The 26,160-nt window shown below is 67.5% G+C and carries 29 protein-coding genes; 18 read left to right on the top strand and 11 right to left on the bottom strand.

The window, feature by feature from the left end; translation table 11 throughout:
• The first annotated feature begins 76 nt into the window (after window positions 1-76).
• The gene (locus ACEN9K_RS00775; RefSeq protein ID WP_018769823.1) at window positions 77-454 is read left to right on the top strand and encodes a hypothetical protein; all 378 of its coding nucleotides are present in this window, start codon (window positions 77-79) and stop codon (window positions 452-454) included.
• A 39-nt stretch (window positions 455-493) separates the two neighbouring features.
• On the opposite strand, the gene ACEN9K_RS00770 is transcribed toward ACEN9K_RS00775, so the two are convergent.
• On the bottom strand, window positions 494-1,039 hold the full coding sequence (locus ACEN9K_RS00770) for a CGNR zinc finger domain-containing protein (RefSeq protein ID WP_018769822.1): 546 nt from the start codon (window positions 1,037-1,039) through the stop codon (window positions 494-496).
• 71 nt (window positions 1,040-1,110) lie between these two features.
• Here ACEN9K_RS00770 and ACEN9K_RS00765 point away from each other — a divergent pair, with 71 nt between their 5' ends.
• A complete protein-coding gene (locus tag ACEN9K_RS00765; protein ID WP_268002234.1) occupies window positions 1,111-2,157 on the top strand; it encodes an EamA family transporter in 1,047 nt (348 codons plus the stop codon).
• A gap of 102 nt (window positions 2,158-2,259) precedes the next feature.
• Here ACEN9K_RS00765 and ACEN9K_RS00760 read toward each other — a convergent pair whose 3' ends face one another.
• Window positions 2,260-2,523 (bottom strand): WXG100 family type VII secretion target, encoded by a 264-nt coding sequence (locus ACEN9K_RS00760; protein WP_018769820.1) that lies wholly within the window; start codon window positions 2,521-2,523, stop codon window positions 2,260-2,262.
• Window positions 2,524-2,733: 210 nt separating this feature from the next.
• Here ACEN9K_RS00760 and ACEN9K_RS00755 point away from each other — a divergent pair, with 210 nt between their 5' ends.
• Window positions 2,734-3,006 carry a DUF2277 domain-containing protein gene (locus tag ACEN9K_RS00755; RefSeq protein ID WP_018769819.1) on the top strand — a complete coding sequence of 91 codons (273 nt, stop codon included), beginning with the start codon at window positions 2,734-2,736 and terminating at the stop codon, window positions 3,004-3,006.
• A gap of 10 nt (window positions 3,007-3,016) precedes the next feature.
• Here ACEN9K_RS00755 and ACEN9K_RS00750 read toward each other — a convergent pair whose 3' ends face one another.
• The 6 genes from ACEN9K_RS00750 to ACEN9K_RS00725 all read right to left on the bottom strand — a co-directional run bounded on the left by ACEN9K_RS00750 (window position 3,017) and on the right by ACEN9K_RS00725 (window position 8,780).
• On the bottom strand, window positions 3,017-5,317 hold the full coding sequence (locus ACEN9K_RS00750) for a heavy metal translocating P-type ATPase (protein ID WP_495635039.1): 2,301 nt from the start codon (window positions 5,315-5,317) through the stop codon (window positions 3,017-3,019).
• Window positions 5,318-5,343: 26 nt separating this feature from the next.
• A complete protein-coding gene (locus ACEN9K_RS00745) occupies window positions 5,344-5,583 on the bottom strand; it encodes a heavy-metal-associated domain-containing protein (RefSeq protein WP_018769817.1) in 240 nt (79 codons plus the stop codon).
• Window positions 5,584-5,637: 54 nt separating this feature from the next.
• Window positions 5,638-6,021, bottom strand: a complete 384-nt coding sequence (locus ACEN9K_RS00740) for a metal-sensitive transcriptional regulator (protein ID WP_018769816.1) — start codon at window positions 6,019-6,021, stop codon at window positions 5,638-5,640.
• Between the two features lie 298 nt (window positions 6,022-6,319).
• Window positions 6,320-6,832 (bottom strand): universal stress protein, encoded by a 513-nt coding sequence (locus ACEN9K_RS00735; RefSeq protein WP_026265853.1) that lies wholly within the window; start codon window positions 6,830-6,832, stop codon window positions 6,320-6,322.
• A 79-nt stretch (window positions 6,833-6,911) separates the two neighbouring features.
• A complete protein-coding gene (locus ACEN9K_RS00730; RefSeq protein ID WP_495635038.1) occupies window positions 6,912-7,697 on the bottom strand; it encodes a class F sortase in 786 nt (261 codons plus the stop codon).
• Between the two features lie 102 nt (window positions 7,698-7,799).
• Window positions 7,800-8,780 (bottom strand): hypothetical protein, encoded by a 981-nt coding sequence (locus ACEN9K_RS00725; protein WP_495635037.1) that lies wholly within the window; start codon window positions 8,778-8,780, stop codon window positions 7,800-7,802.
• Window positions 8,781-9,057: 277 nt separating this feature from the next.
• Between ACEN9K_RS00725 and ACEN9K_RS00720 the strand changes: the two genes are divergently transcribed.
• The 3 genes from ACEN9K_RS00720 (at window position 9,058) to ACEN9K_RS00710 (ending at window position 10,716) form a co-directional block, all read left to right on the top strand.
• Window positions 9,058-9,258 (top strand): hypothetical protein, encoded by a 201-nt coding sequence (locus ACEN9K_RS00720; protein ID WP_018769813.1) that lies wholly within the window; start codon window positions 9,058-9,060, stop codon window positions 9,256-9,258.
• A 68-nt stretch (window positions 9,259-9,326) separates the two neighbouring features.
• Complete coding sequence (locus tag ACEN9K_RS00715; RefSeq protein ID WP_018769812.1) at window positions 9,327-10,436, top strand: WD40/YVTN/BNR-like repeat-containing protein; 1,110 nt, start codon at window positions 9,327-9,329, stop codon at window positions 10,434-10,436.
• Entirely contained in the window at window positions 10,396-10,716 is a 321-nt protein-coding gene (locus tag ACEN9K_RS00710; protein WP_377204588.1) for a MoaD/ThiS family protein, read from the top strand. Before ACEN9K_RS00715 ends, ACEN9K_RS00710 begins: the two co-directional genes overlap by 41 nt.
• Window positions 10,717-10,780: 64 nt before the next feature.
• On the opposite strand, the gene ACEN9K_RS00705 is transcribed toward ACEN9K_RS00710, so the two are convergent.
• Together ACEN9K_RS00705 and ACEN9K_RS00700 are read right to left on the bottom strand one after the other, a co-directional pair.
• Window positions 10,781-11,017 (bottom strand): hypothetical protein, encoded by a 237-nt coding sequence (locus tag ACEN9K_RS00705; RefSeq protein WP_056392396.1) that lies wholly within the window; start codon window positions 11,015-11,017, stop codon window positions 10,781-10,783.
• Window positions 11,018-11,167: 150 nt separating this feature from the next.
• Window positions 11,168-12,394 carry a pyridoxal phosphate-dependent aminotransferase gene (locus ACEN9K_RS00700; protein ID WP_018769809.1) on the bottom strand — a complete coding sequence of 409 codons (1,227 nt, stop codon included), beginning with the start codon at window positions 12,392-12,394 and terminating at the stop codon, window positions 11,168-11,170.
• Window positions 12,395-12,545: 151 nt separating this feature from the next.
• Here ACEN9K_RS00700 and ACEN9K_RS00695 point away from each other — a divergent pair, with 151 nt between their 5' ends.
• Together ACEN9K_RS00695 and ACEN9K_RS00690 are read left to right on the top strand one after the other, a co-directional pair.
• A complete protein-coding gene (locus ACEN9K_RS00695) occupies window positions 12,546-13,469 on the top strand; it encodes an AEC family transporter (RefSeq protein WP_018769808.1) in 924 nt (307 codons plus the stop codon).
• Window positions 13,470-13,531: 62 nt separating this feature from the next.
• Entirely contained in the window at window positions 13,532-14,620 is a 1,089-nt protein-coding gene (locus tag ACEN9K_RS00690; protein WP_018769807.1) for an ATP-dependent DNA ligase, read from the top strand.
• A gap of 110 nt (window positions 14,621-14,730) precedes the next feature.
• Here the strand turns inward: ACEN9K_RS00690 and ACEN9K_RS00685 are convergent, their stop codons facing one another.
• Window positions 14,731-16,050 carry an MFS transporter gene (locus ACEN9K_RS00685; protein ID WP_018769806.1) on the bottom strand — a complete coding sequence of 440 codons (1,320 nt, stop codon included), beginning with the start codon at window positions 16,048-16,050 and terminating at the stop codon, window positions 14,731-14,733.
• A gap of 234 nt (window positions 16,051-16,284) precedes the next feature.
• On the opposite strand from ACEN9K_RS00685, the gene ACEN9K_RS00680 reads away from it, so the two are divergent.
• From ACEN9K_RS00680 to ACEN9K_RS00635, 10 genes are all read left to right on the top strand, one after another.
• Window positions 16,285-17,151, top strand: a complete 867-nt coding sequence (locus ACEN9K_RS00680; protein ID WP_495635036.1) for an IclR family transcriptional regulator — start codon at window positions 16,285-16,287, stop codon at window positions 17,149-17,151.
• A gap of 147 nt (window positions 17,152-17,298) precedes the next feature.
• Window positions 17,299-18,180 carry a shikimate dehydrogenase gene (locus ACEN9K_RS00675; protein ID WP_495635035.1) on the top strand — a complete coding sequence of 294 codons (882 nt, stop codon included), beginning with the start codon at window positions 17,299-17,301 and terminating at the stop codon, window positions 18,178-18,180.
• Window positions 18,180-20,051, top strand: a complete 1,872-nt coding sequence (locus tag ACEN9K_RS00670; RefSeq protein WP_018769803.1) for a bifunctional sugar phosphate isomerase/epimerase/4-hydroxyphenylpyruvate dioxygenase family protein — start codon at window positions 18,180-18,182, stop codon at window positions 20,049-20,051. Before ACEN9K_RS00675 ends, ACEN9K_RS00670 begins: the two co-directional genes overlap by 1 nt.
• Before the next feature lie 56 nt (window positions 20,052-20,107).
• Complete coding sequence (gene pcaH / locus ACEN9K_RS00665) at window positions 20,108-20,980, top strand: protocatechuate 3,4-dioxygenase subunit beta (RefSeq protein ID WP_018769802.1); 873 nt, start codon at window positions 20,108-20,110, stop codon at window positions 20,978-20,980.
• A gap of 4 nt (window positions 20,981-20,984) precedes the next feature.
• Complete coding sequence (gene pcaG, locus ACEN9K_RS00660) at window positions 20,985-21,542, top strand: protocatechuate 3,4-dioxygenase subunit alpha (RefSeq protein ID WP_223993135.1); 558 nt, start codon at window positions 20,985-20,987, stop codon at window positions 21,540-21,542.
• On the top strand, window positions 21,539-23,014 hold the full coding sequence (locus tag ACEN9K_RS00655) for a lyase family protein (RefSeq protein WP_268002228.1): 1,476 nt from the start codon (window positions 21,539-21,541) through the stop codon (window positions 23,012-23,014). The genes pcaG and ACEN9K_RS00655 overlap by 4 nt, the downstream gene beginning before the upstream one ends.
• Window positions 23,007-23,825: an alpha/beta fold hydrolase gene (locus tag ACEN9K_RS00650; protein ID WP_478222660.1), complete on the top strand. Its 819-nt coding sequence runs from the start codon at window positions 23,007-23,009 to the stop codon at window positions 23,823-23,825. Before ACEN9K_RS00655 ends, ACEN9K_RS00650 begins: the two co-directional genes overlap by 8 nt.
• Window positions 23,822-24,262 (top strand): 4-carboxymuconolactone decarboxylase, encoded by a 441-nt coding sequence (gene pcaC, locus ACEN9K_RS00645; RefSeq protein WP_134164875.1) that lies wholly within the window; start codon window positions 23,822-23,824, stop codon window positions 24,260-24,262. Before ACEN9K_RS00650 ends, pcaC begins: the two co-directional genes overlap by 4 nt.
• Entirely contained in the window at window positions 24,259-25,458 is a 1,200-nt protein-coding gene (locus ACEN9K_RS00640; protein WP_495635034.1) for a thiolase family protein, read from the top strand. Before pcaC ends, ACEN9K_RS00640 begins: the two co-directional genes overlap by 4 nt.
• Window positions 25,458-26,159, top strand: a complete 702-nt coding sequence (locus ACEN9K_RS00635; protein ID WP_495635033.1) for a 3-oxoacid CoA-transferase subunit A — start codon at window positions 25,458-25,460, stop codon at window positions 26,157-26,159. The genes ACEN9K_RS00640 and ACEN9K_RS00635 overlap by 1 nt, the downstream gene beginning before the upstream one ends.
• Window position 26,160: the final 1 nt, after the last annotated feature.

Raw genomic sequence — 26,160 nt, 5'->3', positions numbered from 1 at the left:
TTCTGTAGAAAATTCGGTGCGACACCGCAATTCGTAAACCGGGCCGGCCGTGCGCCGCCCGCAGGGAGGAACCACCGTGGCTGACCAGCATCAAGGAAAACCGCGCAAGCTGCGGACCTCGGTGAAGGGGCCGCTGATGTTTTCGGCATTCTGGGCCGTCGTCGCCTTCGTGGCAGTGTTGATCTTCGCCTCCGGTGGAAGCGCACGTGCACCCCGGTTCGACCTCGCGTTCACCGCAGCCGGCATCGCCTTCATCGCCACCCTGGTGATCGCCGCAATGCTGTCCATGAGCTACAAGGAGAACGCCGAACACCTGGGCAAGGGATCAGGGGTGAACCTGAGTTCGGCGCCCAAAGGATCCCCGCACGCAGGGCCAAGCCATGGCTTCGGAGCTCCCGGCAACCAGAACCCGCCGGCATCCGGCGATGGCACTGACGAAACTCCCCAGCGCTAGCCGTTACCGGCGGCAACCGGACAAAGCGCGGGAAAATCCCTACCCCGCAGCAGCCTGGCGGGCCCGGTAAGCAGCAACATGCGCACGGTTGGCACAGTTGCCGGTATCGCAGTACCTCTTGGACCGGTTGCGGCTCAGGTCCAGCACGGCGGCATCGCAGTCCTCTGACTCACACATCCGCAGCCTGTCCATCTCCTTGCTGCGGATCACATCAGCCAGGGCCATGGCCGCTTCGGTGCTCATCCGGTCGGCAAGGGGTGCCTCGGGCGCCGTGGCATGAAGGTGCCAGTCCCATCCGTCGTGCTTCATCAGCTGCGGCAGCGCGTTGGCGTCCCGCAGCAGCCGGTTGACGGTTTCCACGGCGGCGTCCTCACCGGCCGTCCATACCGCGGACAGTTCACGGCGCAACTGCCGCACGCTTTCCAATTCCGCAGCGTCCCGGTTCCGGGAGCCGGAAAAACCCTCCGCGGCCAGGAAGCTGTCCAGGTCCGCAACGGAGGCCAGGCCTTCCCTGCCGTTCGCGGCCGTGTTGATGAGGTTCACCACCGTCCGCAGCGCCACTTCAGTGTCAGGGGCGAAAACCATGTTGACTCCTTACAGCGCTTGAGCGTAGTGTCATGAGCATTACCCCACTTTACTCCTGACAGGAGGCAACGGTGCCTGCCGCCCAAAACCACACCCCCACCCCGGAACTGTCCCCCAGGCGTCCCGGCTTCCAGGCCTCCGGGCTCGGCGTCGCGCTGTTCTCCTCCGCCGTCTTTGGCCTGTCCGGATCCTTCGCCAAGTCGCTGCTGGAAACCGGCTGGTCCCCGGGGGCGGCCGTGACTGCCCGCCTGACGGGAGCTGCCCTGATCCTTGCCCTGCCCGCGGCGTGGGCGCTTAGGGGCCGCTGGAGCCAGTTGAAGGACAACTGGCTCACCATCATGCTGTTCGGACTCATCGGGGTGGCGGCATGCCAGTTGTTCTACTTCAACGCAGTGGCCCTGCTCTCCGTGGGCGTCGCGCTCCTGCTGGAGTACCTGGCCCCGGTGATCATCGTCCTGTGGCTCTGGGCCGCCAGCCGACGCCGCCCGCGCGTCCTCACGGCCGGCGGGACGCTGCTTTCGCTGGCCGGGCTGGTACTGGTCCTTGACCTCACCGGAGCCGTGAAGGTTGACCTGGTGGGGGTGCTGTGGGGCATGGCTGCCGCGGTCTGCCTGGCCATCTACTTCTTCATCACGGCAAAGGAAAATGACACGCTGCCGCCCATCGTGCTGGCTTCCGGCGGCCTGCTGGTGGGTGCGGCCGCCATGTGGCTCGCTGCCGCCACGGGCCTGCTGCCCATGGCCTTCAGCACTGCGGACACCACCCTGGGCCCATGGCTTACGCCGTGGTGGGTGCCGCTTGCCGGGCTGGTGGTGCTGGCCACCGTGCTGGCGTACGTCTCGGGCGTCATGGCGGCCCGGGCCCTCGGTTCCAAGGTGGCGTCCTTCGTGTCGCTCACCGAGGTCCTCTTCGCCGTGGTCTGGGCGTGGCTGCTGCTTGGGGAGCTGCCGGGCACCATCCAACTCCTGGGCGGGGTGCTGATCGTCGGCGGGGTCATCCTGGTAAGGCTCGACGAGCTGCGTTCCCCCGCCACCATTGCTCCTTACGACGGCGGAAAGGGCACCCAGGTGCCGGCGTCACCGCTGGAGCACGCGAACGACGTCGAGCCTGTCCCTTAGGAGCGCAGGTCCCGTAAGCCGGGCACCGGCGTCGCACGCCAACACAAAAGGGCAGGGACACCACCTGGTGTCCCTGCCCCTTGCCGGAATGCGGCGATAAGCCTAGTTCGATGCCTGGCTCTGCTGCTCGGCGTTGCGCTTGGCCTGCGCGCCGGCTTCCTTCAGCGCCTCGGCAACCTTGGTAAGCATGGTGGTGTGGGTTCCGGACCACTCCTGGCGGAACTTATCAGCGTCCGGGCCCTTCCAGTCAGTGCCGCTCAGGACCTTGGTGAGAGTGGACTTCTGCGTCTCGATCTCGGACGCCCCTGCCTGAAGCTTGCTGCCGAGCTGGCGAAGCTGCTCAACGTCTGCACCCCAAATAGCCATCAGTTTCTCCTTGTTAGGTCGTGGATCCGAACCAGATCGGCTCCCCAGTGGCCCCCCGGCTCATCCGGAAGATCCATTGCCTCAAACCTATCCCGGCCCCCAAAACAGTGTCGATGGGCAGCCCTGCCCATGCCGGGCTCCCCATGGACGCCGGGTAGGGACCATGAAAAGGGGTCGATCCCAGGCGTTGGAAGAGCCTAGCATGGCGGTATGTGCCGGAATATCCGAACCCTTCACAACTTTGAGCCGCACGCCACCTCCGAGGAAGTGCACGCGGCGGCGCTGCAGTATGTCCGCAAAGTCAGCGGCAGCACCAAACCGTCCAAGGCCAACCAGGAGGCCTTTGATGAGGCCGTGCACCAGATAGCCCACATCACGCAGCACCTGCTGGATTCCCTGGTGACGCAGGCGCCGCCGAAGGACCGGGAGGCCGAAGCGGCCAAGGCCAGGGCGCGCGCCGCGGTCCGTTACGGCGCGGCCTGAGCCCGCGCTGCTACTTGCCGAAGCTGCGCAGCCGCAGAGAGTTGGCCACCACCAGCACCGAGCTGGCAGCCATGGCAGCTCCTGCGATCATCGGGTTGAGCAGCCCCAGGGCGGCCACCGGGATCCCCACGGCGTTGTAGAAGAACGCCCAGAACAGGTTGGTCTTGATGGTGCCCAGGGTCTTCCGGGACAGCTCGATGGCCTGGGCCACCTGGGCGAGGTCGTTCCCCATCACCGTCAGGTCCGCGGCTTCGATGGCTACATCGGTCCCGGAGCCCATCGCAATCCCGAGATCCGCCTGCGCAAGCGCCGCGGCATCATTGACGCCGTCCCCGGCCATGGCCACCGTGGCCCCGTCCGCCTGGAGCTCCCGGACTGCTGCCACCTTCCCTTCCGGCAGGACGCCTGCATGGACGTCATCCGCGGCGATGCCGACGGCGGCAGCCACCTGGGCGGCGACGGCGGCGTTGTCGCCGGTCAGCAGGATGGGCCGCAGGCCCAGCGCCTTAAGCCGGGCGACCGCTGCGGCGGACCCTTCCTTGACGCTGTCCCTGAGGCTGATGATGCCGGCGGGCGTGCCATCCACTGCCACGCAGATGGCCGTGGCGCCGCCTTCCTCTGCAGCAGCCAACTGCGCCTGCTGGCCGCCGTCCAGGGCAATGCCGTTCTGCTCCAGCCAGCTGCTCCGCCCGGCCATCACGTGGCTGCCTTCGACGGTGCCCGACACTCCGCCACCCGGGGCGGAACTGAACCCCTGGACTGGCGGCAGGTGCACTGAAGGCGAGGTGCCGCCGTCGTCCCCTGCGGGCGCCAGGCGTGCGGCGGAAGCTGCTGCTGCCGCAATGGCGTGCGCAACCGGGTGCTCGCTGGCGGCCTCAACGGCTCCGGCCAGCCGGAGGACATCCCGGTCCTGGAAGCCGGGGAACGCGGCCGTGGCATCCACGGCCAGGGCGCCGGTGGTGACCGTCCCCGTCTTGTCCAGCAGGATGGTGTCCACGGTGCGGGTGTCCTCCAGGACCTGGGGGCCCTTGATCAGGATGCCCAGCTGTGCGCCGCGTCCGGTTCCGGTCAGCAGTCCCACCGGAGTGGCCAGGCCCAGCGCGCAGGGGCAGGCGATCACCAGCACTGCGACGGCGGCCGTGAACGCCTGCCGCAGGTGGCTGCCGTCGGCGCCCGGGCCGGCGACGAGGAGCCAGAGCACGAACGTCAGGGCGGCGATGGCCAGGACCACCGGTACGAAGACGGCGCTGATGCGGTCGGCGAGCCGCGCGATGGGGGCCTTGCCGGTCTGGGCCTGCGACACCAGGCGCGCCATCTGGGCCAGTGTGGTTTCGGAGCCGACCCGGGTTGCCCTGACCAGCAGGCGGCCGGAGGTGTTGATGGTGGCACCCGTAACGCGGCTGTCCGGCCCCACCTCGACGGGGACGGACTCACCCGTGACCAGGGAGGCGTCCACCGCGGAGGCGCCGTCCACCACCACACCGTCGGTGGCGATCTTTTCACCCGGCCTTACCACCAGGACGTCGCCCACCTGCAGACCGTCCGCGGGAATTTTCTCTTCCCGGCCGCCGCGCAGGACGGTGGCGTCCTTGGCGCCCAGGTTCAGCAGGGCCTGGAGGGCGCCGCCGGCCTTTTGCTTGGCATTGGCCTCCAGGTACCGGCCCAGGAGAAGGAAGGTGGTGACCACCGCGGCCACCTCGAAGTACAGGCCGCCGGACATGCCTTCCATGCCGGGATGCTCCGTCATGCGCGGGTCCGCCAGCAGCTGCCAGGCGGAGAAGAGGTAGGCGGCGGCCACGCCGAGCGACACCAGGGTGTCCATGGTGGAGGCGAGATGGCGGGCATTGACTGCTGCGGCCCGGTGGAAGGGCCACGCCGCCCACGTGACCACCGGCAGCGCCAGGACCGCTGCCACCCAGCCCCAGTGCGGGAACTGGAACGCCGGAACCATGCTGACCAAAAACACCGGGACTGTCAGCACCGCAGCGGCGGCCAGGCGCGGGCGGAGACTCGAAGCGTGGACCTCAGCAGACGGGTCCACCGGCCGCGCCCCCGCACCAGTAGTGCTGCGGTGGCGGACCCTCGCCTTGTACCCGGCTGCCTCGACCGTTGACGTGAGCTGTTCGTCGGTGATGCCCTCGGGGACCGTCACGTAGGCCGACTCCAGCGGCAGGTTGACGGTGGCCGCCACACCGTCGAGCTTGCCGAGCTTCTTCTCCACCCGGTTGACGCAGGACGCGCAGGTCATCCCCTCGATGTCCAGTTCGACGATCCGGGTACCCGGTGGGTGGAGCAGTTCCTGGTGGCTCATGTCAGCTTTCCGCGGTGTAGGGGTTTCTAGGCCTCGTTGGCAACCACCAGGTAGCCCGCCTCAGCGACGGCCTCCCCGATGTCGGAGGGTGGGAGTTCCTTGCTTGAGGTGATGGTCACTGTGGAGACCCCGCCGGCGTTCAGGTCGACGGTGACCTCTTCAACGCCTTCGAGGGCTTCAAGTTCTTCACTGACGGCCGACACACAGTGCCCGCAGGTCATGCCGGAGACGCTGATGGTCGTGGTGGTGGGAGAGGTGGTGCTCATGGCTTGCTCCTTCAGTTGGGACGGCGGTGGCCGGGATCCGGGTTTTGGTGGGTGTCAGCGAAGCAGTCGGCCGATGGCGTCGGCGGCTTCCTTGACTTTGGCATCGATGGCTTCAGCGCGTGCTGCCGGGTCCGGCTCGGAGGCTGCACCCACCACGCAGTGGCCGATGTGTTCCTCGACCAGCCCCAGGCTGACGGCGTGCAGGGCCTTGGTGACGGCGGCAACCTGCGTGAGGATATCGATGCAGTACTTGTCCTCATCCACCATCCGGGCAATGCCCCGGACCTGCCCCTCAATGCGCTTCAGGCGGCGAAGGTACGCGTCCTTGTTTTCCGTGTAACCGTGCTGGGCTGCGTAACCGTGTTGGGCTGCAACGCCGGACTCCGCGGCCGGTGGTGCGGCTGCTACCGCCGCAACGGCTTCTTCGATAGCGTTCATGCAGCCAACCTATACCCCTTGGGGGTATGAGCGCAAGTACCCCCTAGGGGTATCCGGGAACTCTTCCCACCCGTCCGTGGGACAGTATCCCGGGCACAAAAAAAGCTCCGGAGTGCGTTATTGGGGGATACGCACTCCGGAGCAGCTTTTGGGCAAATCCGGCTTCCACTCGTGTGGATCGGCCTTGCTTGAATCAGCTTACTGGCAGGTACGGGCAGCGCGCCAGCACCACGAATAAGTACTTTCGCTTTACTTTAAGCCCGCCATTTCCAGGCGCATTTTCCCCGGTATCCGCCGCTCAGGGCCTGTCCTCATGGGCCGGCATCCGGTATGGAACCACAAGCACGGGGCGGCTTTGGTGGTGGCTTAGCCACTGCCCGACCGATCCGTTGAGTGCCTCCGAGAGCCGGTGCGTGAAGCCGCGCTCGGAGGTGCCCACGATGATGACCGGGGCATCCAGTTCGGCGGCCAGTTGCGCCAGCGCCCGTGCGGGATCGCCTGAAAGGGTGCGGAAGGACCACTGCAGGGGCCCGCCGTCGGAAGGCACCTTGTCCGCCGCAGCCTGGACCTGTGCCTTCAACTCCGTTGTCAGCGCCAGCATGTCGTCATCTGCGTCCGGGTGCAGGGAAAGCCGGTGGGCGGAGCGGGCCGGGTCCCATTCCACCAGGTAGCTGGCTTCGTCCACGTACGCGCAGACCAATGGCGCCGACAACCGGGCTGCCAGGGAGGCTGCGGTCTGGAGAACCTCCGGGTGCTGTTTGGGCATGATTCCCGTCAGCAGCGGAGCGCCGTCGAAGTTTTCCCACGTCATGCTGCAATTGTCCGCCCGCACCGGCTGCATGAACAGGTTCGTTCGGCCCGTCAGACCTCCGGAGTGCGGGCCCGGAGGCCTAGGGAAGGCTGGGATATGCCGTGACCACCACGTTCTTGCCCCACGGATCCTCGGTGTAGCAGCTGATGAGGACCAGCCGGTTGGGCACCATGTCCCAGACGGGGCTGTCCTTGAGGCTGGACTTCAGGTAGGTCGTGACGCTGTCCACCCGGTAGCTGATGGTTCCCGCCACTGTTTCCACCTCCAGGCGGTCGCCAACGGCCGCCGCCGAACTGAGGTGGTTGAAGGGAGCATCCGCGCCGTCCCAACTGTGGCCAATCACGTAGGTGGTGTTGCCGGAGCCCTTGCCCGGAACCCCGAAGGGCGTGAGCCAGTAGCCGTCCTTGGTGGCGGGAGGTTCAATGGTCCGGCTGTATTGGGCCCCACTGTCCAGGTCCAGCGGGTGGACGGGCACATCGAAGGCGGCCGACGGGTAGCGGATGCGGACCGGCTGGGATGCCGCCGGAAGCTCCGGTCCCGCAGGCGCTTCCGTTGCTGTTTCGCCAGGAGCCTGGGCTGCCGCTGCCTGGTCGGGTGCCGCTGCGGCGTCCTGCAGGCCGGTCTCCGCAATGGGAGCCGCCCCCGCGGCGGATGGAATGCCGCCACGAACCAGGGCAACCGAAGCGGGGGCATTTCCGATTGCCAGTGGCGGTGCCGGGTGGAACAGGGGAGCGCCGAGGGTGAATGACACGAAGGCGAGGACGCCACAGCACAGGATTGCCAGGTCACCGGCGTTCCACCGGCGCCATATGCGCCGCCACATGCCGTGCTGGGGGGCTGCGTGCCGGCTCCGGTCCTGTGGCATGGCGCTCCTCACGGGTTGGCGGGGGTGGAAGGAAGGCGTCCTGCCGGGCACTGGCAGGACGCCTTCCTTGTCAGGGGGCCACTGGTGGTGGCGGTGTTCCGGCTAGCCGACAGTGTGCAGCGGACGCGACTGGCGCCGTACTGCCACCACGGTCCCCGCGGCAGCAAGCGCTCCCAGGCCTACCAGCCAGCCCGGCAAGCCATCGGGTGCTCCCACCGCCGTCTGTGCGTTGTAGCCCTGGTTGGTTCCGACGCTGACGGGTGCCGCGGCAGGGGCGGCCTTGGGTGTGGCAACAGCCTGCTTGGCGGGCGCCGGCTGCGCGGGTGCGGCAGCAGGGGCCACAGCCGCCACAGCGGCCGGAGCAGTTCCACCGGTTGTGTCGCCGCCGGTGTTGCCGCCGGTATTGTCGCCGCCGGTGTTGGTGTTGCCGCCGGTATTGTCGCCGCCGGTATCGCCGCCGCCGGTATTGTCGCCGCCGGTGTTGCCGCCGGTATTGTCGCCGCCGCCGCCGTTGCCGCCACCGTTGTTGCCGCCGCCGCCGCCGTTGCCGCCACCGTTGTTGCCGCCGCCGTTGCCGTTGCCGCCACCGTTGTTGGTGCCGCCGCCGCCACCGTTGCCGGTGCCGCCGCCGTTGGTGCCGCCACCGCCGTTGCCGCCGCCGTTGTTGGTGCCGCCGGTGCCGCCGCCGTTGGTGCCGCCACCGCCGGTGCCGCCGCCGTTGGTGCCGCCACCGCCGGTGCCGCCGCCGTTGGTGCCGCCGCCGCCGTTGCCGCCACCGTTGTTGGTGCCGCCGCCGCCGTTGCCGCCACCGTTGTTGGTGCCGCCGCCGCCGGTGCCGCCACCGTTGTTGGTGCCGCCGCCGCCGTTGCCGCCACCGATGTTGTTGCCGCCGCCGTTGTTGGTGTCACCGGTGTTGTTGCCGCCGCCGTTGTTGGTGCCGCCGTTGGTATTGATCTCCAGCGGTATCAGGGCGCTTCCGTTTGAGCGGGCGACCACCACCTGGTCGGAAGCCGCGATGGCGGGCGCTGTGAGGCTGATAAGGCCAAGCCCCATCACCCCCATTGTTGCTAAGGTGCGTTTCATTTTGTCTCCCCATATATGTGTGAAACGGACCATGGCGAGGAAAGGCCAGCGGTGACGCCGTATGCCCCAGCAGCACGGTCAGCTTGCTTGAGATTTCAGGCTAGGAGCGCCGCCTTGCGCAGTCGCCAGTAGGGGATACTCGTCTTTCAACGGGGTTGGCCGGGAAAGTTACCTGCCAGTACTTGAAACCCGGCCGGACACACCTGCTTCCGGCCGCAGCACCTTGTCCCCCGGAGGGGCCGCGCCTAACGTTTAAAGCGACGCAAGGAGGGGTTTCGTGGAAATCTTTATGTGGTGGCTGGACCTGGACCTCGCCAGCAAAGAGTGGCTGCGGGAAAACCTTTATGCGGAGGAACTGCCCCTTCCGGTGCTCCAGGGCATCGCTGAGGCGGGCGGCCCGCACCCCGGAAATCCCGCCGCCGTGCTGACCGTCGCCGACTGGGACTTCATCCAGACGCAGTCGGAGTTCGTGGACTGACTCCTGCCTCTGTGAATGTGGAGCCTGCGCACCTGGAAACGTTGCGCGGTGACTGATCCGGTGGTTGCATGGTCCGCATGGCAACGGCCGCAGAATCATTTGTCCTGGCAATCGGGACCAAGAAAGGGCTGTGGCTTGCCACGAGCCGGGACCGGCAGGAGTGGTCCTTCACCGGGCCGCACTTCCTCATGGCGGAGATCCCCAGCATCGGGATCGATACCAGGGAAGGCCGCACGCGCATCCTGGTGGGTGTCCGCAGTCCGCACTGGGGACCAACGGTTGCCCACTCCGACGACTTCGGCACCACCTGGACCGAGCCGGAACAGGGCGCCATCAAGTTCCCAGAGGACACCGGGGCAGCATTGGAGCGGGTCTGGCAGATCTATCCGGACGCCGAGTCCCGCCCCGGAGTGGTATGGGCCGGAGCCGAACCCATCTCCGTCTGGAAATCCACGGACGGCGGGGAGCACTTCGAGCTGAACCGCGGCTTGTGGGACCACCCGCACCGCAGCGAATGGGGAGCGGGCTATGGCGGGGCGGCTGCGCATTCGATCGTGGTCCAGCCGGCCGGGGAAACGGTGCACGTTGCCATGAGTACCGGCGGCGTTTACCGCTCGCTGGACGGCGGCACCTCCTGGGAGGCGCGCAACAAGGGCATCTCGGCCTACTTCATGCCGGACCCCAACCCCGAGTTCGGCCAGTGCGTGCACAAGATCGCCGCCGATGCCGCCGTGGAAGGGCGCCTCTATGCCCAGAACCACCATGGGGTGTACCGGACGGACGACAATGCGGACAGCTGGACATCCATCGCCGAAGGCCTGCCTGCCGATTTCGGCTTCGTCATGCTCACGCATCCCCGCAGGGAGGGCACCGCCTGGGTTATTCCGTTGAAGGCCGACGGCGAACGCATCCCGCCCGACGGAAAGCTTGCCGTCCACCGCACCGACGACGCCGGGAACACCTGGAAGCGGCTCAGCACCGGGCTCCCTGAGCACGAATACAACAGCGTGCTCAGGGACGCGGCGTCCGTGGACACCGCAGATCCCGCCGGCGTGTACTTCGGTACGCGGGGCGGGACGGTCTATGCGAGTGCGGATGAAGGGGAGACATTCAGGGAGGTGGCCTCCCACCTGCCTGATGTCCTGTGTGTCAGGGCGGCCGTGGTGGCAGGTGCCTGAGATTTCTTTGCTGCTGCCCAGCGTCCTGCAGCCCCTGGCCGGCGGGCAGTCCGTACTGACTGCGCCCGCGGACGGGCCGGTGACGGTGGAAAGCCTGCTCGATGCGGTGGCCTCCGACTACCCGGTGCTGGGCCGGCGGCTCCGTGACGAAACCGGTGCGCTGCGCCGGTTCGTCAACATCTACGTCAACGGCGACGAGGTGCGGCGGTTGCAGGGCCTGGATACCAGGGTGGCGCCGGGCCAGGAAGTACTGGTGATCCAGTCCGTGGCCGGCGGCTAACCGGGAGGCGGGCCGGTGGCGGGCAGTCCTTACTGACTACGCCCGCAGCCCCGCATCCAGGTCCCTATGCCACACGCCAGACGGTGCATTCGTCCGTATTGATTGCTTTCCGGACCCCCGTGATCCGGTCCAGGATCCACACCACCCCGATGCCGGGCGCCGTTTCCTGCACGCTGCCGCGGCGGATCACCACGTCGTCGTAGGAAGGGCCTACGGAGAGGCGGGCTTCGATTTCGTCACCGCGGTGGAGCTGGTCCAGGGCGCGGACTCTGGTTACATGCGTGGTCGCTTTCTTCAACATCGGGGGCCTCCTGGCTGGAGCTGGTGCCGGCTCTTGCCTGCACTACCCAGTGTGGGCCGGGAATGTTGCGTAGCGGTTTCCCCGTGGTTAGCGCCCGGTTAGTTCTTCGCGCCGCTGCGGTTTCCTGCCTCTGCTTACATGTCCCCGGCGTTATTCGTCCGTGCCGTTGCGGTAGGCGGCCAGGAAGCTGGAAATCCGCCGGACGGCTTCCTCGATGTCCAGCACCGAGGGGAGGATGACAAACCGGAAGTGGTCCGGCGCGGGCCAGTTGAAGGCCGAGCCGTGGGAGACCAGGATCTTTTGGTCCCGGAGCAGGTCCAGGACGAATTTTTCGTCATTGGCAATGGGATACAGGTCCGCGTCCAGGCGCGGGAACAGGTACATGGCGCCCGACGCCGGCACGCAGGTCACGCCGGGAATGGCGGTAAGGAGTCTATGGGCAAGGTCCCGCTGCTCGCGCAGCCGGCCTCCGGGTTTCACCAGCGCCTCGATGCTCTGGTAGCCGCCCAGGCAGGTTTGGATGGCATGCTGGGCGGGAACGTTGGCGCAAAGGCGCAGCGAGGCAAGCAGCTCAAGGCCTTCACGGTAGGCGGCGGTAGCGGCAAGCGGTCCGGTGATGGCCACCCATCCTGCCCGGTAGCCAGGCATCCGGTAGGCCTTGGACAGTCCGCTGAACGTCAGGCAGCACAGGTCCTCAGCCACGGACGCGGTGTGGATATGCTTTGCGTCGTCGTACAGCACCTTCTCGTAGATCTCATCCGAGAACAGGACCAGGTTGTGCTTCCGGGCCAGCGCCGCGAACTGCTCCAGGATGTGGCGGGGGTAGACGGCGCCGGTGGGGTTGTTCGGGTTGATGATCACGATGCCTTTGGTGCGGCTGGTGATCTTTGCCTCCACGTCGGCCATGTCCGGCCACCAGTTCTCCGCCTCGTCGCAGGCGTAGTGCACGGGTTTTCCGCCCGTCAGGGTCACGGCGGCGGTCCACAAAGGGTAGTCCGGTGCCGGGACCAAAATTTGGTCGCCGTTCTCCATGAACGCCTGGAGGCACATGGAGATCAGTTCGCTGACGCCGTTGCCGATCACGATGTCTTCGACCCCGATGTTCATCAGGCCACGCGTCTGGTAGTACTGCGAGATGGCGGTCCGCGCCGTGAAAATGCCCTTGGAGTCACTGTAGCCCTGGGCGCCGCGAAGGTGGTGGATCATGTCCACCACCACGGATTCAGGTGCTTCCAGGCCGAACGGCGCCGTGTCCCCGAGGTTCATCTTGAGGATCCGGTGCCCTTCGGCCTCCATGTTTTTGGCCGCCTGCAGGACTGGCCCGCGGAGCTCATACCGGACGTTTTCAAGCTTGCTGGAGTGCTGCATTGCGTGCATGGTTGATCTTTTCACACAGCGCACACCGGGGGCAGCGGGTCACGCGGCCCACCTGGCAATGTCGGGACCGCTTGTCCGATAAGTTTGAGACTTGTAGTACTTTGTCCTGCGGCGCGGCAGGATGCGGCGGGAGCGGAAGGAAGTACCCCACGTGGGCGGTGTGCTGATCGGACTGGCGGTGATCGGCGTCGTCATTGCCGTGGGTTACATCGCCGCACGCTGCGGCCTGGGCGATGAACCCACCATCTCGGCGCTGACCCGGACCGCCTTCTTCATCACCAACCCGGTGCTGCTCTTCACCGTGGTGCTGAAATCGGACCTCTCCGTGGTCCTCTCCGCATACGTTCCGCTCGCCATGATCACGGCGGCGATCACGGCCCTCCTGTATGTGGCCGCCAGCCGGATCTGGTTTCCGCGGCCGCTCGCGGAGACGGCCGTGGGCGCGATGGCGGGCTCCTACGTCAACGCCAACAACATCGGCATCCCCATCACGCTGTATGCCCTGGGGGACGCCACTCCCGTAGCTCCGGTCCTGCTGGTCCAGCTGCTCCTGTTCGCCCCGCTGGTCCTGACCCTGCTGGACCTCTCCGAGGCCGGCCGGTTTTCGCCCCGGCTCATGCTGACGCAGCCCTTCCGGAACCCCATGATCATCGCCTCGCTCCTGGGCGTGGTCCTGGCCGCGTTCCATGTGCAGCTTCCGGCTCCGGTGATGGCTCCACTGACGCTCCTGGGCGGTGCTGCAGTGCCGGTGGTGCTCCTGGCCTTCGGGATGTCGCTGCACGGAACAAAGATGCTTCGAAGCGGCGGCCACACGGCCGAAATCCTCACTGCCACGGCACTCAAGTCCGCGGTGATGCCGGCGGTGGCGTTCGTCGTCGGCCGCTTCCTCTTCAACCTGGACCACCACATGCTGCTGGGCGTAGTGCTCATGGCGGCGCTTCCCTCGGCCCAGAACGTGTTCCTGTTCGCCAGCAAGTACGGGAGGGGGGTGGCGGTGGCGCGGGAAACCATCCTGCTCTCCACGGCCGCCGCGGCGCCGGTGCTGGTGCTGGTGGTTTGGCTGCTGGCAGGCTGAAAACCACTCCGCCGCCGCGCCGCCCTACCGTGCAGGGCGCTGGCCGGGCAAGAATGGGCACTATGGAACTTCCCGTGATGCCGCCCGTCCCGCCCATGCTCGCCAAGGCCGTCAGCGGCATTGACGGCATTCCAGGAAGCGCGGACCTCAGCTACGAGCCAAAATGGGACGGCTTCAGGTCCATCATCTTCCGCGACGGTGATGACCTGGAGATCGGCAGCCGCAACGAGAAGCCCATGACCCGCTACTTCCCGGAGCTCGTTGCGGCACTGAAGGAAAACCTGCCGCCGCGCTGCGTGGTGGACGGCGAGATCATCCTTATCGGTGCGTCCGGCGACCGGCTGGATTTCGACACCCTGCAGCAGCGCATCCACCCCGCGGCCAGCCGGGTGAAGCTGCTGGCCCAACAAACCCCGGCGAGCTTCGTGGCGTTCGACCTGCTGGCGCTGGACGACGACGACTACACCGGCAGGCCTTTTTCTGAGCGGCGGGCCGCGCTGGAGAAGGCGCTCGCGGCCAGCAGCGCCCCGGTCCATCTCACAGCTGCCACCACGGACAAAGCCACGGCCGCGCAGTGGTTCGAACAGTTCGAGGGCGCCGGGCTGGACGGCATCGTGGCCAAGCGGCTGGACGGCCGGTACGAGCCGGACAAGCGGGTGATGTTCAAGGTCAAGCACGAGCGCACGGCCGACTGCGTGGTGGCAGGATACCGCCTCCACAAGAGCGGTCCCGATGCTATCGGGTCCCTCCTGCTGGGCCTCTACAAGGACGACGGCGGCCTGGCGAGCGTGGGCGTGATCGGCGCCTTCCCCATGAAGCGCCGCAAGGAACTGTTCGAAGAACTCCAGCCGCTGGTGACCGGCTTCGAGGGCCACCCGTGGGCGTGGGGCAAGCAGGAAGAAGGGGAACGGACGCCGCGGAACGCCGAAGGCAGCAGGTGGAGCGCCGGGAAGGACCTGTCCTTCGTCCCACTGCGGCCCGAACTGGTGGTGGAGGTCCGCTACGACCACATGGAGGGCGACAGGTTCCGCCACACGGCCCAGTTCAACCGCTGGCGCCCGGACCGGGACCCGGAGTCCTGCACCTATGAGCAATTGGAGGAACCGGTCAATTTTGACCTGGCCTCGGTGCTGGAGACCGGGCGGGGGTAAGTGCCCTGCGGGACGCTTCCGAAGCAGCCCATCTTTCACGAAGGAAAGCCCGCCATTTGGGGGAATGGCGGGCTTTCCGGCTCTAAACCGGGCTGGTGTGACGTCGGCGCCTACTTCACGCCCAGCAGGTTGGTGGGGGTCCGGAAGGACTCCTTGGCCGTGAGTGCCGAGACGGCGGCGATGGCGCAGATGATGGCGGTGAAGATGCTGATCTGGACCCAGCCGCCCGCCTGGATGCCGCCCATCGCAGCCACAATGGCCGGGGCGAAGCCAGCCATCAGGAACCCGAGCTGGGTGCCGATGGCCAGGCCGGAGAAGCGGACCTTGGTGCTGAACATCTCGGCGTAGAAGGACGGCCACACGGCGTTGGAGGCGGCGTAGCCGAAGGAGAAGAAGCCGATGGCTGCAACGAACATCAACGGGATGCTGTGGGATTCCAGGCTGAGCAGGAACAGCGGGGTGAGGATTGCGCTGGCCACGGCGCCGTAAATGAAGACGGGCTTGCGGCCGATCCTGTCCGCGAGCTTCCCGAAGAGCGGCTGGGTGCCCAGGGCCACCAGGTTGGCCCCCACGACGAGCCACAGGGTGGTGGTGCCGTCCACTCCGGCCACGGTCTTGGCGTAGCTGATGGCCAGGGTGCCGAAGACGGTGGAGACGGCGGCAATGAAGGCGCAGGCGACAACACGCAGGACGTCGCGCCAGTGGCCCTTGAGGAGGTCGGCCACCGGGAGCTTGGAGATCTGGGCGTTCTTCTGCGCTTCCTCGAAGGCCGGCGGCTCGTGCAGCGTGCGGCGGATGAAGAAGGCAACCATGACCACGACGGCGCTGAGCCAGAACGGGACGCGCCAGCCGATGCCGTACTTGATCTCATCCGGCAGGGCCAGGACGGGGATGAAGACCAGGGCGGCGAGGATCTGGCCGCCCTGGGTACCGGTGAGGGTCCAGGACGTAAAGAAGGAACGCTGGTTGTCCGGAGCGTGCTCCAGGGTCATGGACGAGGCGCCGGCCTGCTCACCGGCGGCGGAGAGGCCCTGGCACAGGCGGGCCAGCACCAGCAGGACCGGGGCCCACCAGCCGACCGTGTGGAAGTCGGGGAGGCAGCCGATCACGAACGTCGACGCGCCCATGAGCAGCAGGGTAAACATCAGGACCTTCCGGCGGCCCACCCGGTCGCCGAAGTGGCCCAGGATGATGGCGCCCACGGGACGTGCCACGTAGGCGAAGCCGAAGGTGGCGAAGGACATGATGGCAGCGTTGGTGTCTGCATCGGGGAAGAAGACCTTGGGGAAGATCAGCGCCGCAGCGGATCCGAAGATGAAGAAGTCGTAGTATTCGACGGCGCTGCCCAGGAAGCTGGCGAGGGCTGCTTTCCTGGGCGTCCCGGCACGGGTGAGGGCACCCGCCCCGGCGGACGGAAGTGTCTGGCTCATGGTGTTCCTTTGGTGTGACGACATTGTCGCGGATGGATCTGGAGGTCGCAGCCGCCGCTGCCTTGGTGCGGGCGGGGCGCGATGCGGCTGGAGTCCGGAAGAAGACCCGGCGTCAGTAGCCACATGGTGGGAGCTACTTGTGCGATATAGAAACTATGACTGTGAGGGCAGTCACCTGTCAAGAAAATAATCACCATCTAGAAATAGCTCTCACATTGTGGCAACATGATTGCCATGAGTGTGAACCAAACCACAGCGGCCAATGAAGAATCCGCTGCTGCCCCTGCCGCCACGGAGCCCGTGAACGCCATGCCCCTGGAGGCGAAGGTTGGCGCGCGTCCTGCGGAACGCACGGACATGGTGGGCAAGGCCCTGGGCCTGCTTGTCCTCCTGGGGGACGAACCCCGCGGTGCCAGCGCCGCGGAAATTTCCCGCCGCGCGGAACTGCCGTTCAGCACAACCTACCGGCTGCTCGGATCCCTGACCCGTGACGGCTTTGTTGACTACGAGCCGGACGGCCGCCGCTACCACCTGGGCCTGCGCATCTTCCAGCTGGGCCAGCGGGTCTCCAACCACCACGGTTTCGCGGGCACTGCCATGCCCATCCTGCGCCGGGTGACCGAGCAGACCGGGGAAGCCACCATCCTCAGCGTCCGGGACGGCCTGCACCACCTCACCGTCAGCAAGGTGGACGGGCCGCAGATCTTCCGCGTCACCAGCGATCCGGGCCACCTGGGCTCCTTGTCCACCACTGCCGTCGGCAAGGCCCTGGTGGCATTCGCCGAGGATGCGGAACGGGAGCGGCTGCTCGCGGAACTCCCGCTCGAGGCGCTCACCGCCCGCTCCATCACCGACCGGGACGCGTTCCGGGCGGAAATCGAGGAGGTGCGCCGCCGCGGCTACGCGGTCATGGATGAGGAGAACGAGGCCGGCATGCGTGCCGTGGCGGTGCCCCTGCTCAACAGCCAGGGCCACGCCTTTGCCTCCCTGGCGACGGCCGTTCCGGTCTTCCGCCTGAGCCTCGAGGAGCTGGAGGCCCACGTCCCCGTCCTGGTCGATGCGGCAGCCGAGTTGGCTGCACGCCTTCCGCAGCGCGGCTAAGGCGCCTGTGCCGTTACTCAAAATATTTGGTTCGTATCTCGAACAGTAGTGCGAGAAGTGAACAAATGCTGTACTGTAATCCCTATCACCGGCGCAGCCCATCCCCGCATGGACACTGCCGGTGCCGTTACCAAAGGAGCTGCACGGATGAGTATTCGAACTGAGTCCTACCTCGTGGGACTGGTTGGAGACGGTGTCACGCCGTCGCTCACGCCGCCCATGCACGAACGGGAAGGTGACGTGCAGGGCCTGCGTTACCTCTACCGCCCCATCGACCTCCTGGAGCTGGGCCTGGCGGGCGAGTCCGTCGGCAGCATCCTGCAGAGCGCCCGGACGCTGGGCTTCAATGGGTTGAACATCACCCATCCCTGCAAGCAGCTGGTCCTGGAGTACCTTGACGAAATCTCCCCGGACGCCCGCCGCCTGGGCGCCGTCAACACCGTGGTGATCCGGGACGGCCGCTTCATCGGCCACAACACCGACTTCTCCGGCTTCGCCGCGGCACTGGCTTCCGGCCTCCCCGGGGCGTCGCTGGACCGCGTGGTCCAGCTCGGTGCCGGCGGTGCCGGATCTGCCGTCGCCTACGCCCTGCTGACCGCCGGCGTCAGGACCCTGCACCTGGTGGACGTGGACCCGGGACGCGCGGCAGCCCGGGCCGCCGAGCTCCAGGGCTTCTTCCCGGACAGCACCGTCACGGCAGGTACGACGGCGGAGCTGCCGCAGCTGATGCGCGTGGCCGACGGCCTGGTGCACTGCACCCCCGTGGGGATGGCCGCCCACCCCGGCGTGCCGCTGGACCTGGACCTGCTGGAGTCCCGGCACTGGGTGGCGGATATCGTCTACCGCCCCATCGACACGGAACTGGTCCGCGGCGCCCGGGCCAAGGGCTGCGACGTCCTGGACGGCGGCCGGATGGCCGTGGGCCAGGCCGCGGACGCGTTCCGGATCTTCACCGGGCTGGACGCGGACCCGGACCGCATGCGCGCCCACTTCCTGGAGCTCGTGGCAGCGGAAGAGGTGGCTGCCTGATGCGCACCGGAATCGCCACTGTCTGCCTGTCCGGAACCCTCAAAGAGAAGATGCAGGCCTGCGCCATCGCAGGCTTCGACGGCATCGAGATCTTCGAGCAGGACCTGGTGACGTCCCCGCTGAGTCCCGAGGACGTCCGCAAGCTGGCCGCGGACCTGGGCCTTGGCCTGGATCTTTACCAGCCCTTCCGGGATTTTGACGGCGTCAGCCCGGACCTGCTGAAGGCCAACCTCCGCCGGGCCGAGGCCAAGTTCCGGCTCATGGCCCGCCTGGGCATGGACACCATCCTGGTCTGCTCCAACGTTGCCACCGCCACCATCGACGACGACGGCCTCCGCGCCGAGCAGCTGGCACAGCTTGCCAACCTGGCCGGCGACCACGGCGTCAAGGTGGCCTATGAAGCGCTTGCGTGGGGCAAGTACGTCAACGACTACGAGCATGCCTACCGGCTGGTGGAGATGGTTGACCATCCCAATCTGGGCACTTGCCTGGACTCCTTCCACATCCTCTCGCGGGACTGGGAAACCGCCCACATTGAGGCATTCAACCCGGAGAAGATCTTCTTCGTCCAGGTTGCGGACGCCCCCAAGCTCTCCATGGATGTGCTGTCCTGGAGCCGGCACTACCGGGTGTTCCCGGGCGAGGGCCAGTTTGAGCTGGCCAAGTTCATGGGCCACGTGGTCCGGGCCGGGTACACCGGACCCGTCTCGCTGGAAGTCTTCAATGACGTTTTCCGCCAGTCGGACGTGGAGCGGACGGCCGTGGATGCCATGCGGTCGCTCATCTGGCTTGAAGAACAGAGCGCCAAATGGTTGGCCGGTACCGAAGCCGCACCAGGCAACGGAGCAGCGCTCCGCCGTCGTTACCCCATGGAACTTGCCACCCTGCCCAAGGTGAACGAACCCGCGGGCTTCAACTTTGCCGAGGTCAAGGCGGACGACACCGCGCAGCTGGAGAAACTCCTGGGCCAGCTGGGCTTCGCCTTCGAGGGCAGGCACCGCACCAAGGACGTCCAGCTGTGGACCATGGGTCAGGCCCGGGTGATCATCAACGAACAGGCGGCCCGGCATGCCGAGCCCGCCATTGCCGCACTGGGGTTCGACGTCGATTCCCCCGTGATTGCCTCGGCGCGCGCCCAGCAGCTCAAGGCCCCCGTGGTGGCCCGCAAGGTGCAGGCGGACGAGGAAGTCTTCCAGGGCATCTCCGCGCCCGATTCCACCGAGATCTTTCTCTGCCAGGGCAGCCCGGACGGCACGGCGGCGTGGACCCACGAGTTCGGGGAGGGGCTGGAACACCCGTCCGCCGGAGCCAGTGCCGTGATCGACCACGTCAACCTTGCCCAGCCGTGGCAGCACTTCGACGAAGCTGTCCTCTTCTACACCAGCGCCCTGGCCCTGGAGCCGCAGCCGTTCGCGGAGGTGCCAAGCCCCAGCGGGCTGGTGCGCTCGCAGGTCATGCAGACCTCCGACGGCGCGGTGCGGCTGGTGCTCAACCTCGCCCCCATCCAGCAGGCACGGAGCGAGGTCCGCAAGACCTACCAGGAGCACATCGCCTTTGCCGTGGACGACCTCGTGGCCACAGCCCGGGCAGCCCGGGAACGGGGCCTGGAATTCCTGCAGATCCCGGCCAACTACTACGAGGACCTGGACGCCCGGTTCGACCTGGAGCCTGGGTTCCTGGCCACCCTGCAGGAGCTGAACCTGCTGTTCGACCGCGACGCCGACGGCGAATTCCTGCACTTCTACACCGCCACCGTGGGCAGCGTGTTCTTCGAAATGGTGGAACGCCGCGGCGGTTACGACGGCTACGGCGCCCCCAATGCTCCGGTGCGCCACGCCGTCCAGTACGACTCGCTGCACCGCACGCCTTAGACCGCACCACACAACCCCGGACGCAAGAAACCGAACAGATCAGAAAGGAGCCAGCCATGCCGGAAGACATCACCGCCGAGCTGGAGTCGGAGGAACTCGTGCCCCCGGCCGAACCGAAGGCTGCCCACCAGCCCCTGGACAAGGCCATCGAGTCACAGGCGGACCTCAGCGCAGAGATCAACGCCATCGGCGAGGCCTACCAGCGGGCATTGAAGGACGGCGCCCAGCCGGAGACCCAGCCGCGGCTGGACTACCCGCCGTACCGCAGCAGCATCCTGCGCCACCCCACCAAGAGCCTGCACCACGCGGATCCGGAGACCATCGAGCTGTACTCGCCGGCGTTCGGGCACCAGGACGTGCACGCCCTGGAGTCCGACCTGACCATCCAGCACAACGGCGAACCGCTGGGCGAGCGGATTATCGTCGCCGGCAAGGTCCTGGACGGCGACGGCCGCCCGGTGGCAGGCCAGCTGGTGGAAATCTGGCAGGCCAACTCGTCCGGCCGCTACATCCACAAGCGCGACCAGCACCCCGCCCCGATCGACCCCAACTTCACCGGCATCGGCCGCTGCATCACCGGCCCGGACGGCTCCTACCGGTTCATCACCATCAAGCCCGGCGCCTACCCCTGGAAGAACCACCTGAACGCGTGGCGACCCGCCCACATCCACTTTTCGCTGTTCGGCACGGAGTTCACCCAGCGCATCATCACCCAGATGTACTTCCCGGGCGACCAGCTCTTCCCGCTGGACCCCATCTACCAGACCATCGTGGACCAGGACGCCCGCGACCGCCTGGTGGCCACCTACGACCACAGCCTCACCGAGCCCGAGTGGGCCCTGGGCTACAACTGGGACATCGTCCTGACCGGGCCCAAGCGGACCTGGACCGAAAACGAGGCGCTCGGCGCAGAAGGTGACGAGGAGTAGGAAAATGAGCACCAAACTTGTTCCCACCCCGGGCCAGACCGTTGGCCCCTTCTATGGCTATGCGCTTCCGTTCGAGAAGGACAACGAGCTGCTGCCTCCCGGCTTCCCGGGCTCCACCCGCCTGCAGGGCACCGTCTACGACGGCGCCGGCCACACCATCCCGGACGCCATCCTGGAAATCTGGCAGCCGGACGCCGACGGCAGGGTTGTCCAGCGCACCGGCTCCCTGGTCCGCGACGGCTACACCTTCACTGGGTGGGGCCGCGGCGCCGTGGGCAACTCCGGCGTTTTCACGTTCACCACGGTCAACCCCGGCCCCACCAAACCGGGTGCGGCGCCGTTCATCTCCGTGGCGCTCTTTGCCCGCGGCCTGACCAACCGGCTGTTCACCCGCATCTACCTGCCTGAGGACGCCGAGGCGCTGGCCAACGACCCCCTGCTCAGCTCGCTGGATCCGGAGCGCCGCAAGACGCTCATCGCCCGCCGCGACCCTGACGGCGGCCTCACCTGGGACATCCGCCTCCAGGGTGAGGGCGAGACGGTCTTCCTGGACTTCCAGTGACCAACGCCGCCCCGGGAGATCTGCGCGCCTTCGCGGAAGAGGCCGACGCCGGCCTGCTCAGTCCCGTATCAGCGTCACCGTTGGTGGCGGCGCTGACGGGGGACCGGGCAGTGCTGGCGGCGATCCTCGCCGTCGAATCGGGCTGGGCAGCCGTGCTGCAACGGGCCGGCCTGGCACCTGCCGGTTCTGCCGCCGTCGTGGCTTCCGCTGCCGAGGCAGGGCGATACGACCTCGCCGACATCGCGCTGCGTGCCCAGGGCGGCGGCAACCCGGTCATTCCGCTGCTGGCGGACCTCCGGAAGAAGGTGGCCGCGCTGGACAGCGCCGGGATCGGTGCCGGGAAGGCCGTGCATACCTCCCTGACCAGCCAGGACGTGCTGGACACCGCCCTCATGCTGGTGGCCCGCAACACCGTCCACGCCGTGCTGGCCGACCTCAAAGGCACCGCCGCGGCGCTGGCCGCCCTGGCGGGGCAACATGCGCAGACGCTGTGCGTGGGCAGGAGCCTGACGCAGCATTCGCTTCCCTATACCTTCGGGCTCCGGGCCGCGCAGTGGTTCCAGGGCGTGGCCGCCGCGGGCCGGCAGCTGCAAGGCCTGGAGTTCCCGGTCCAGTTCGGCGGGGCTGCGGGAACGCTCGCCGCCGGAACCGTGCTGACCGACGGATCCACTGCCACCCCGTTTACCCTGGCCGATGCCCTGGCCGCCCAGCTGGGCCTGGCCCCCGCGGCGGCTCCCTGGCACACCAACCGGCTGGCCATCACGTCCCTTGGGCATGGGCTGGCTTCGGTTTTGGATGCGTTCGGAAAGATCGCCGCGGACGTCCTGTTCCTGAGCAGGCCCGAGGTGGCCGAGCTTGCCGAGCCACGCGCTCCCGGGCGCGGGGTTTCCTCTGCCATGCCGCAAAAGCAGAACCCGGTCCTGTCCGTCCTGGTCCGCAGCGCCGCACTGCAGGCGCCCGGCCTGGCTGCCCAGCTGCACCTGGCCGCCGCCACCTTCAACGACGAACGCCCGGACGGCGCCTGGCACATCGAATGGCCGGCACTCCGCCAGCTCCTGGCGCTCACGCTCGGCGCTGCCGGACATATCCGTGAGCTCGCCGAAGGACTCCAGGTGTTCCCCGACGCCATGCGCCGCAACCTGGACCTGTCCGGGCCGCTGCTGCTGGCAGAAGGCGTCAGCGCGGCCGTGGCGCCCCTCCTGGACGGGAAGGACGGCCGCACCGGCAAGCAGCAGCTGCAGGACGTGGTGGACCAGACCCTTCAAGCACCGCCTTCCGACCAGGCCGCCACCTACCGGAAGCTGCTCCGCGAGGCCGTCCCTGCCGCCGTCGTTCCCGACCAGCGGCTGGAGGAGCTCCTGGACCCCGGCAGCTACCTGGGCCAGGCGGCCCAGATCTCCCGCCGCATCCTGGCGGCGTTCCCCGACTTTGATTCCCAGACCACCGACGCGAACGGAGCTTCCCGTGGCTAAGCCAACCCTGAAGGCAGCGCTGCTGTCCCCCCAGCGACCCCTTGGCGACCACCCCCTGCTGGTGGCGGGCCCATCCCTGGGCACCTCCTCCATCCTGTGGAACAGGGTGGCCACCCTGCTCGGCAATGACTACGACGTGGTCGCCTGGGACCTGCCCGGCCACGGCGTCTCTCCGGCAGCCACCGAAACCTTCGACGTCGCAGCCCTCGCGGACGCCGTGGTGGACCTGGTGGATTCCATCGCCCCCGGTGAAACATTCCACTACGCCGGCGTTTCACTGGGCGGCGCCGTGGGCCTGCAGCTGGGCATCAAGCACGGCGAGCGGCTCAAGAGCCTCTCCATCCAGAACAGCGGGGCGAAGATCGGCACCCCGGAGGGCTGGCTGGAACGGGCCGAAACGGTCCGCACCCAGGGCACACCCGTGATGATCCAGGGCTCGGCGCAGCGCTGGTTCGCGCCGGGCTACATGGACCGGGAACCCGAGTTCAGCAGCCGGCTCCTGCACGCCCTGCGCGACGCCGACCGTTTCAGCTACGCCTTCTGCTGCGAGGCCCTGGCCTCCTTCGACGTCCGCAGCCAGCTGGGCAGCATCCGCGTCCCCACCCAGGTCATCGCCGGCGCGGTGGACGGCGTGGCCACGCCGGCCATGGCTGACGAGGTGGCAGCCGGCATCACCGCCGGGGGCGGCACCGCCACGGCCGTCACGCTGGAAGGCGTGGCGCACCTGGCACCGGCCGAGGCTCCCGCGCACGTTGCCGATCTCATGCGCAGCCTGATCAGCTGGACCGAATCCCAGGGAGCAGCCAAGTGAGCGGAAATGAGCGGCACGGCGTGGTCCAGCCCGGCGCCACCAGCCAGGAGATTTACGACGGCGGCATGGTGGTCCGGCGCGAAGTCCTGGGGGACGTGCACGTGGACCGGGCCAACGCCAACAAGGATGAGTTCACCGAGGACTTCCAGGACATGATCACCCGGATCGCCTGGGGTGGTATCTGGACCCGCCCGGGGCTCCCGCGCCAGATGCGCTCCGCCGTCACCATCACTGCCATGGTGGCGCACGGGCACTGGGAAGAGCTGGCCATGCACATCCGCGCCGCCCTCCGGAACGGCCTGAGCAGGGACGAGATCAAGGAGATCCTGCTCCAGACCGCCATCTACTGCGGCGTCCCCTCCGCCAACACCGCCTTCAAGACAGCACAGCAGGTGTTCCACGACATGGACAACACCGGAACGGATAAAACCCCATGAACCAGGCATTTGTGTACGACGCCGTGCGCACCCCCTTCGGCAAGTTCGGTTCCGGCCTCGCCGGCGTCCGGCCGGATGACCTTGCCGCGCACGTTATCAGCGAGTCCGTAAAGCGGGCCCCCGGGCTTGATCCGGAGCGGATCGATGAGGTGGTGTTCGGCAACGCCAACGGCGCGGGCGAGGAAAACCGCAACATCGCGCGGATGGGAACCCTTCTGGCCGGGCTGCCGGTGTCCATCCCGGGCACCACGGTCAACCGCCTCTGCGGCTCGTCCCTGGACGCGGCAATCATCGCGTCGCGGCAGGTCAACGCCGGCGACGCCGACCTGATGCTGGTGGGCGGGGCCGAGTCGATGTCCCGTGCCCCGTGGGTGCTGCCCAAGACGGAGAAGCCCTACCCGGCCGGGGACATGACCCTGGCCTCCACCACCCTGGGCTGGCGGCTGGTGAACAAGGCCATGCCCAAGGATTGGACCATCTCCCTGGGCGAGGCCACCGAGCGGCTGCGCGAGAAGTACAACGTGACCCGCGAGGCGCAGGACGAGTTCGCCGCGGCCTCCCACAACCTCTCCGCCGCCGCCTGGGATGAAGGGTTTTACGACAACCTGGTCGCCCCGGTGCCCGGGACGGACCTGGTCCGCGACGAAGGCATCCGTGCCGGATCGTCGGCGGAGAAGCTGGCCGGGCTGAAGACCGTGTTCCGGACCGAGAACGGCACGGTGACCGCCGGGAACGCATCCCCGCTGTCCGACGGCGCCTCCGCGGCGTGGATCGGATCCGAGGCGGCCGCCGGGCTGCTGGGGCTGGATCCGCTGGCCCGGATCGCCGGCCGCGGCGCGCACGCGAATGATCCGCAGTACTTCGGGTACGCACCCGTCGAGGCGGCGAACAAGGCCCTCGCGAAGGCGGGCATCGGCTGGGACCAGGTGGGCGCCGTCGAACTTAACGAAGCGTTCGCCGCGCAGTCCCTGGCCTGCATCAACGCCTGGGGCATCGATCCCTCGATCGTGAACCGGCATGGCGGGGCCATCGCGATGGGCCATCCGCTGGGTGCCTCCGGCACCCGGATCCTGGGCACCCTGGCCCGGTCCCTGCAGGCCTCCGGCGAACGCTGGGGCGTCGCGGCCATCTGCATCGGCGTGGGCCAGGGCCTGGCCGTGGTACTCGAGAACGTCACCGCTGGAAAGGACCAGTAATGCTGACTTTTGTTGACACCGTCCAGGATGCCGTGGCCGGCATCAACGACGGCTCCACCGTGATGATCGGCGGGTTCGGCAACGCCGGGCAGCCGTTCGAACTGATCGACGCGCTGCTGGACTGCGGCGCCACGGACCTGACCGTGGTGAACAACAACGCCGGCCAGGGCGACCAGGGCCTGGCCCTGCTGATCAAGGAAGGCCGGGTGAAGAAGATGATCTGCTCCTTCCCGCGGCAGTCCGATTCCTGGCACTTCGACGCCAAGTACAAGGCAGGCGAAATCGAACTGGAACTCGTCCCGCAGGGCAACCTCGCCGAACGGATCCGCGCCGCCGGGGCAGGGATCGGCGGGTTCTTCACCCCCACCGGGTACGGCACCATGCTTGCCGAGGGCAAGGAAACCCGTATCATCGACGGCCGCGGCCAGGTCTTTGAAACACCCATCCACGCCGACGTCGCCCTGATCAAGGCACTGAAGGCGGACGGCAAGGGCAACCTGGTCTACCGCAAGACGGCCCGGAACTTCGGCCCCATCATGGCTGCCGCCGCGAAGCAGAGCATCGTGCAGGTCTCCGAGATCGTGCCCACGGGGGCGCTGGACCCGGAAAACGTGGTCACCCCCGGCATCTACGTCAACACGGTTGTCCGCGTCCCGGCCTCAGACCGCAGCGCAACCGGCACCAGCGGAAAGGTGGCCTGAC

It is taken from the genome of Pseudarthrobacter sp. Pseusp20, from assembly GCF_059492155.1.
The sequence above is the reverse complement of the archived record's forward strand: the minus strand, read 5'-3'. Positions and strand labels throughout refer to the sequence as shown.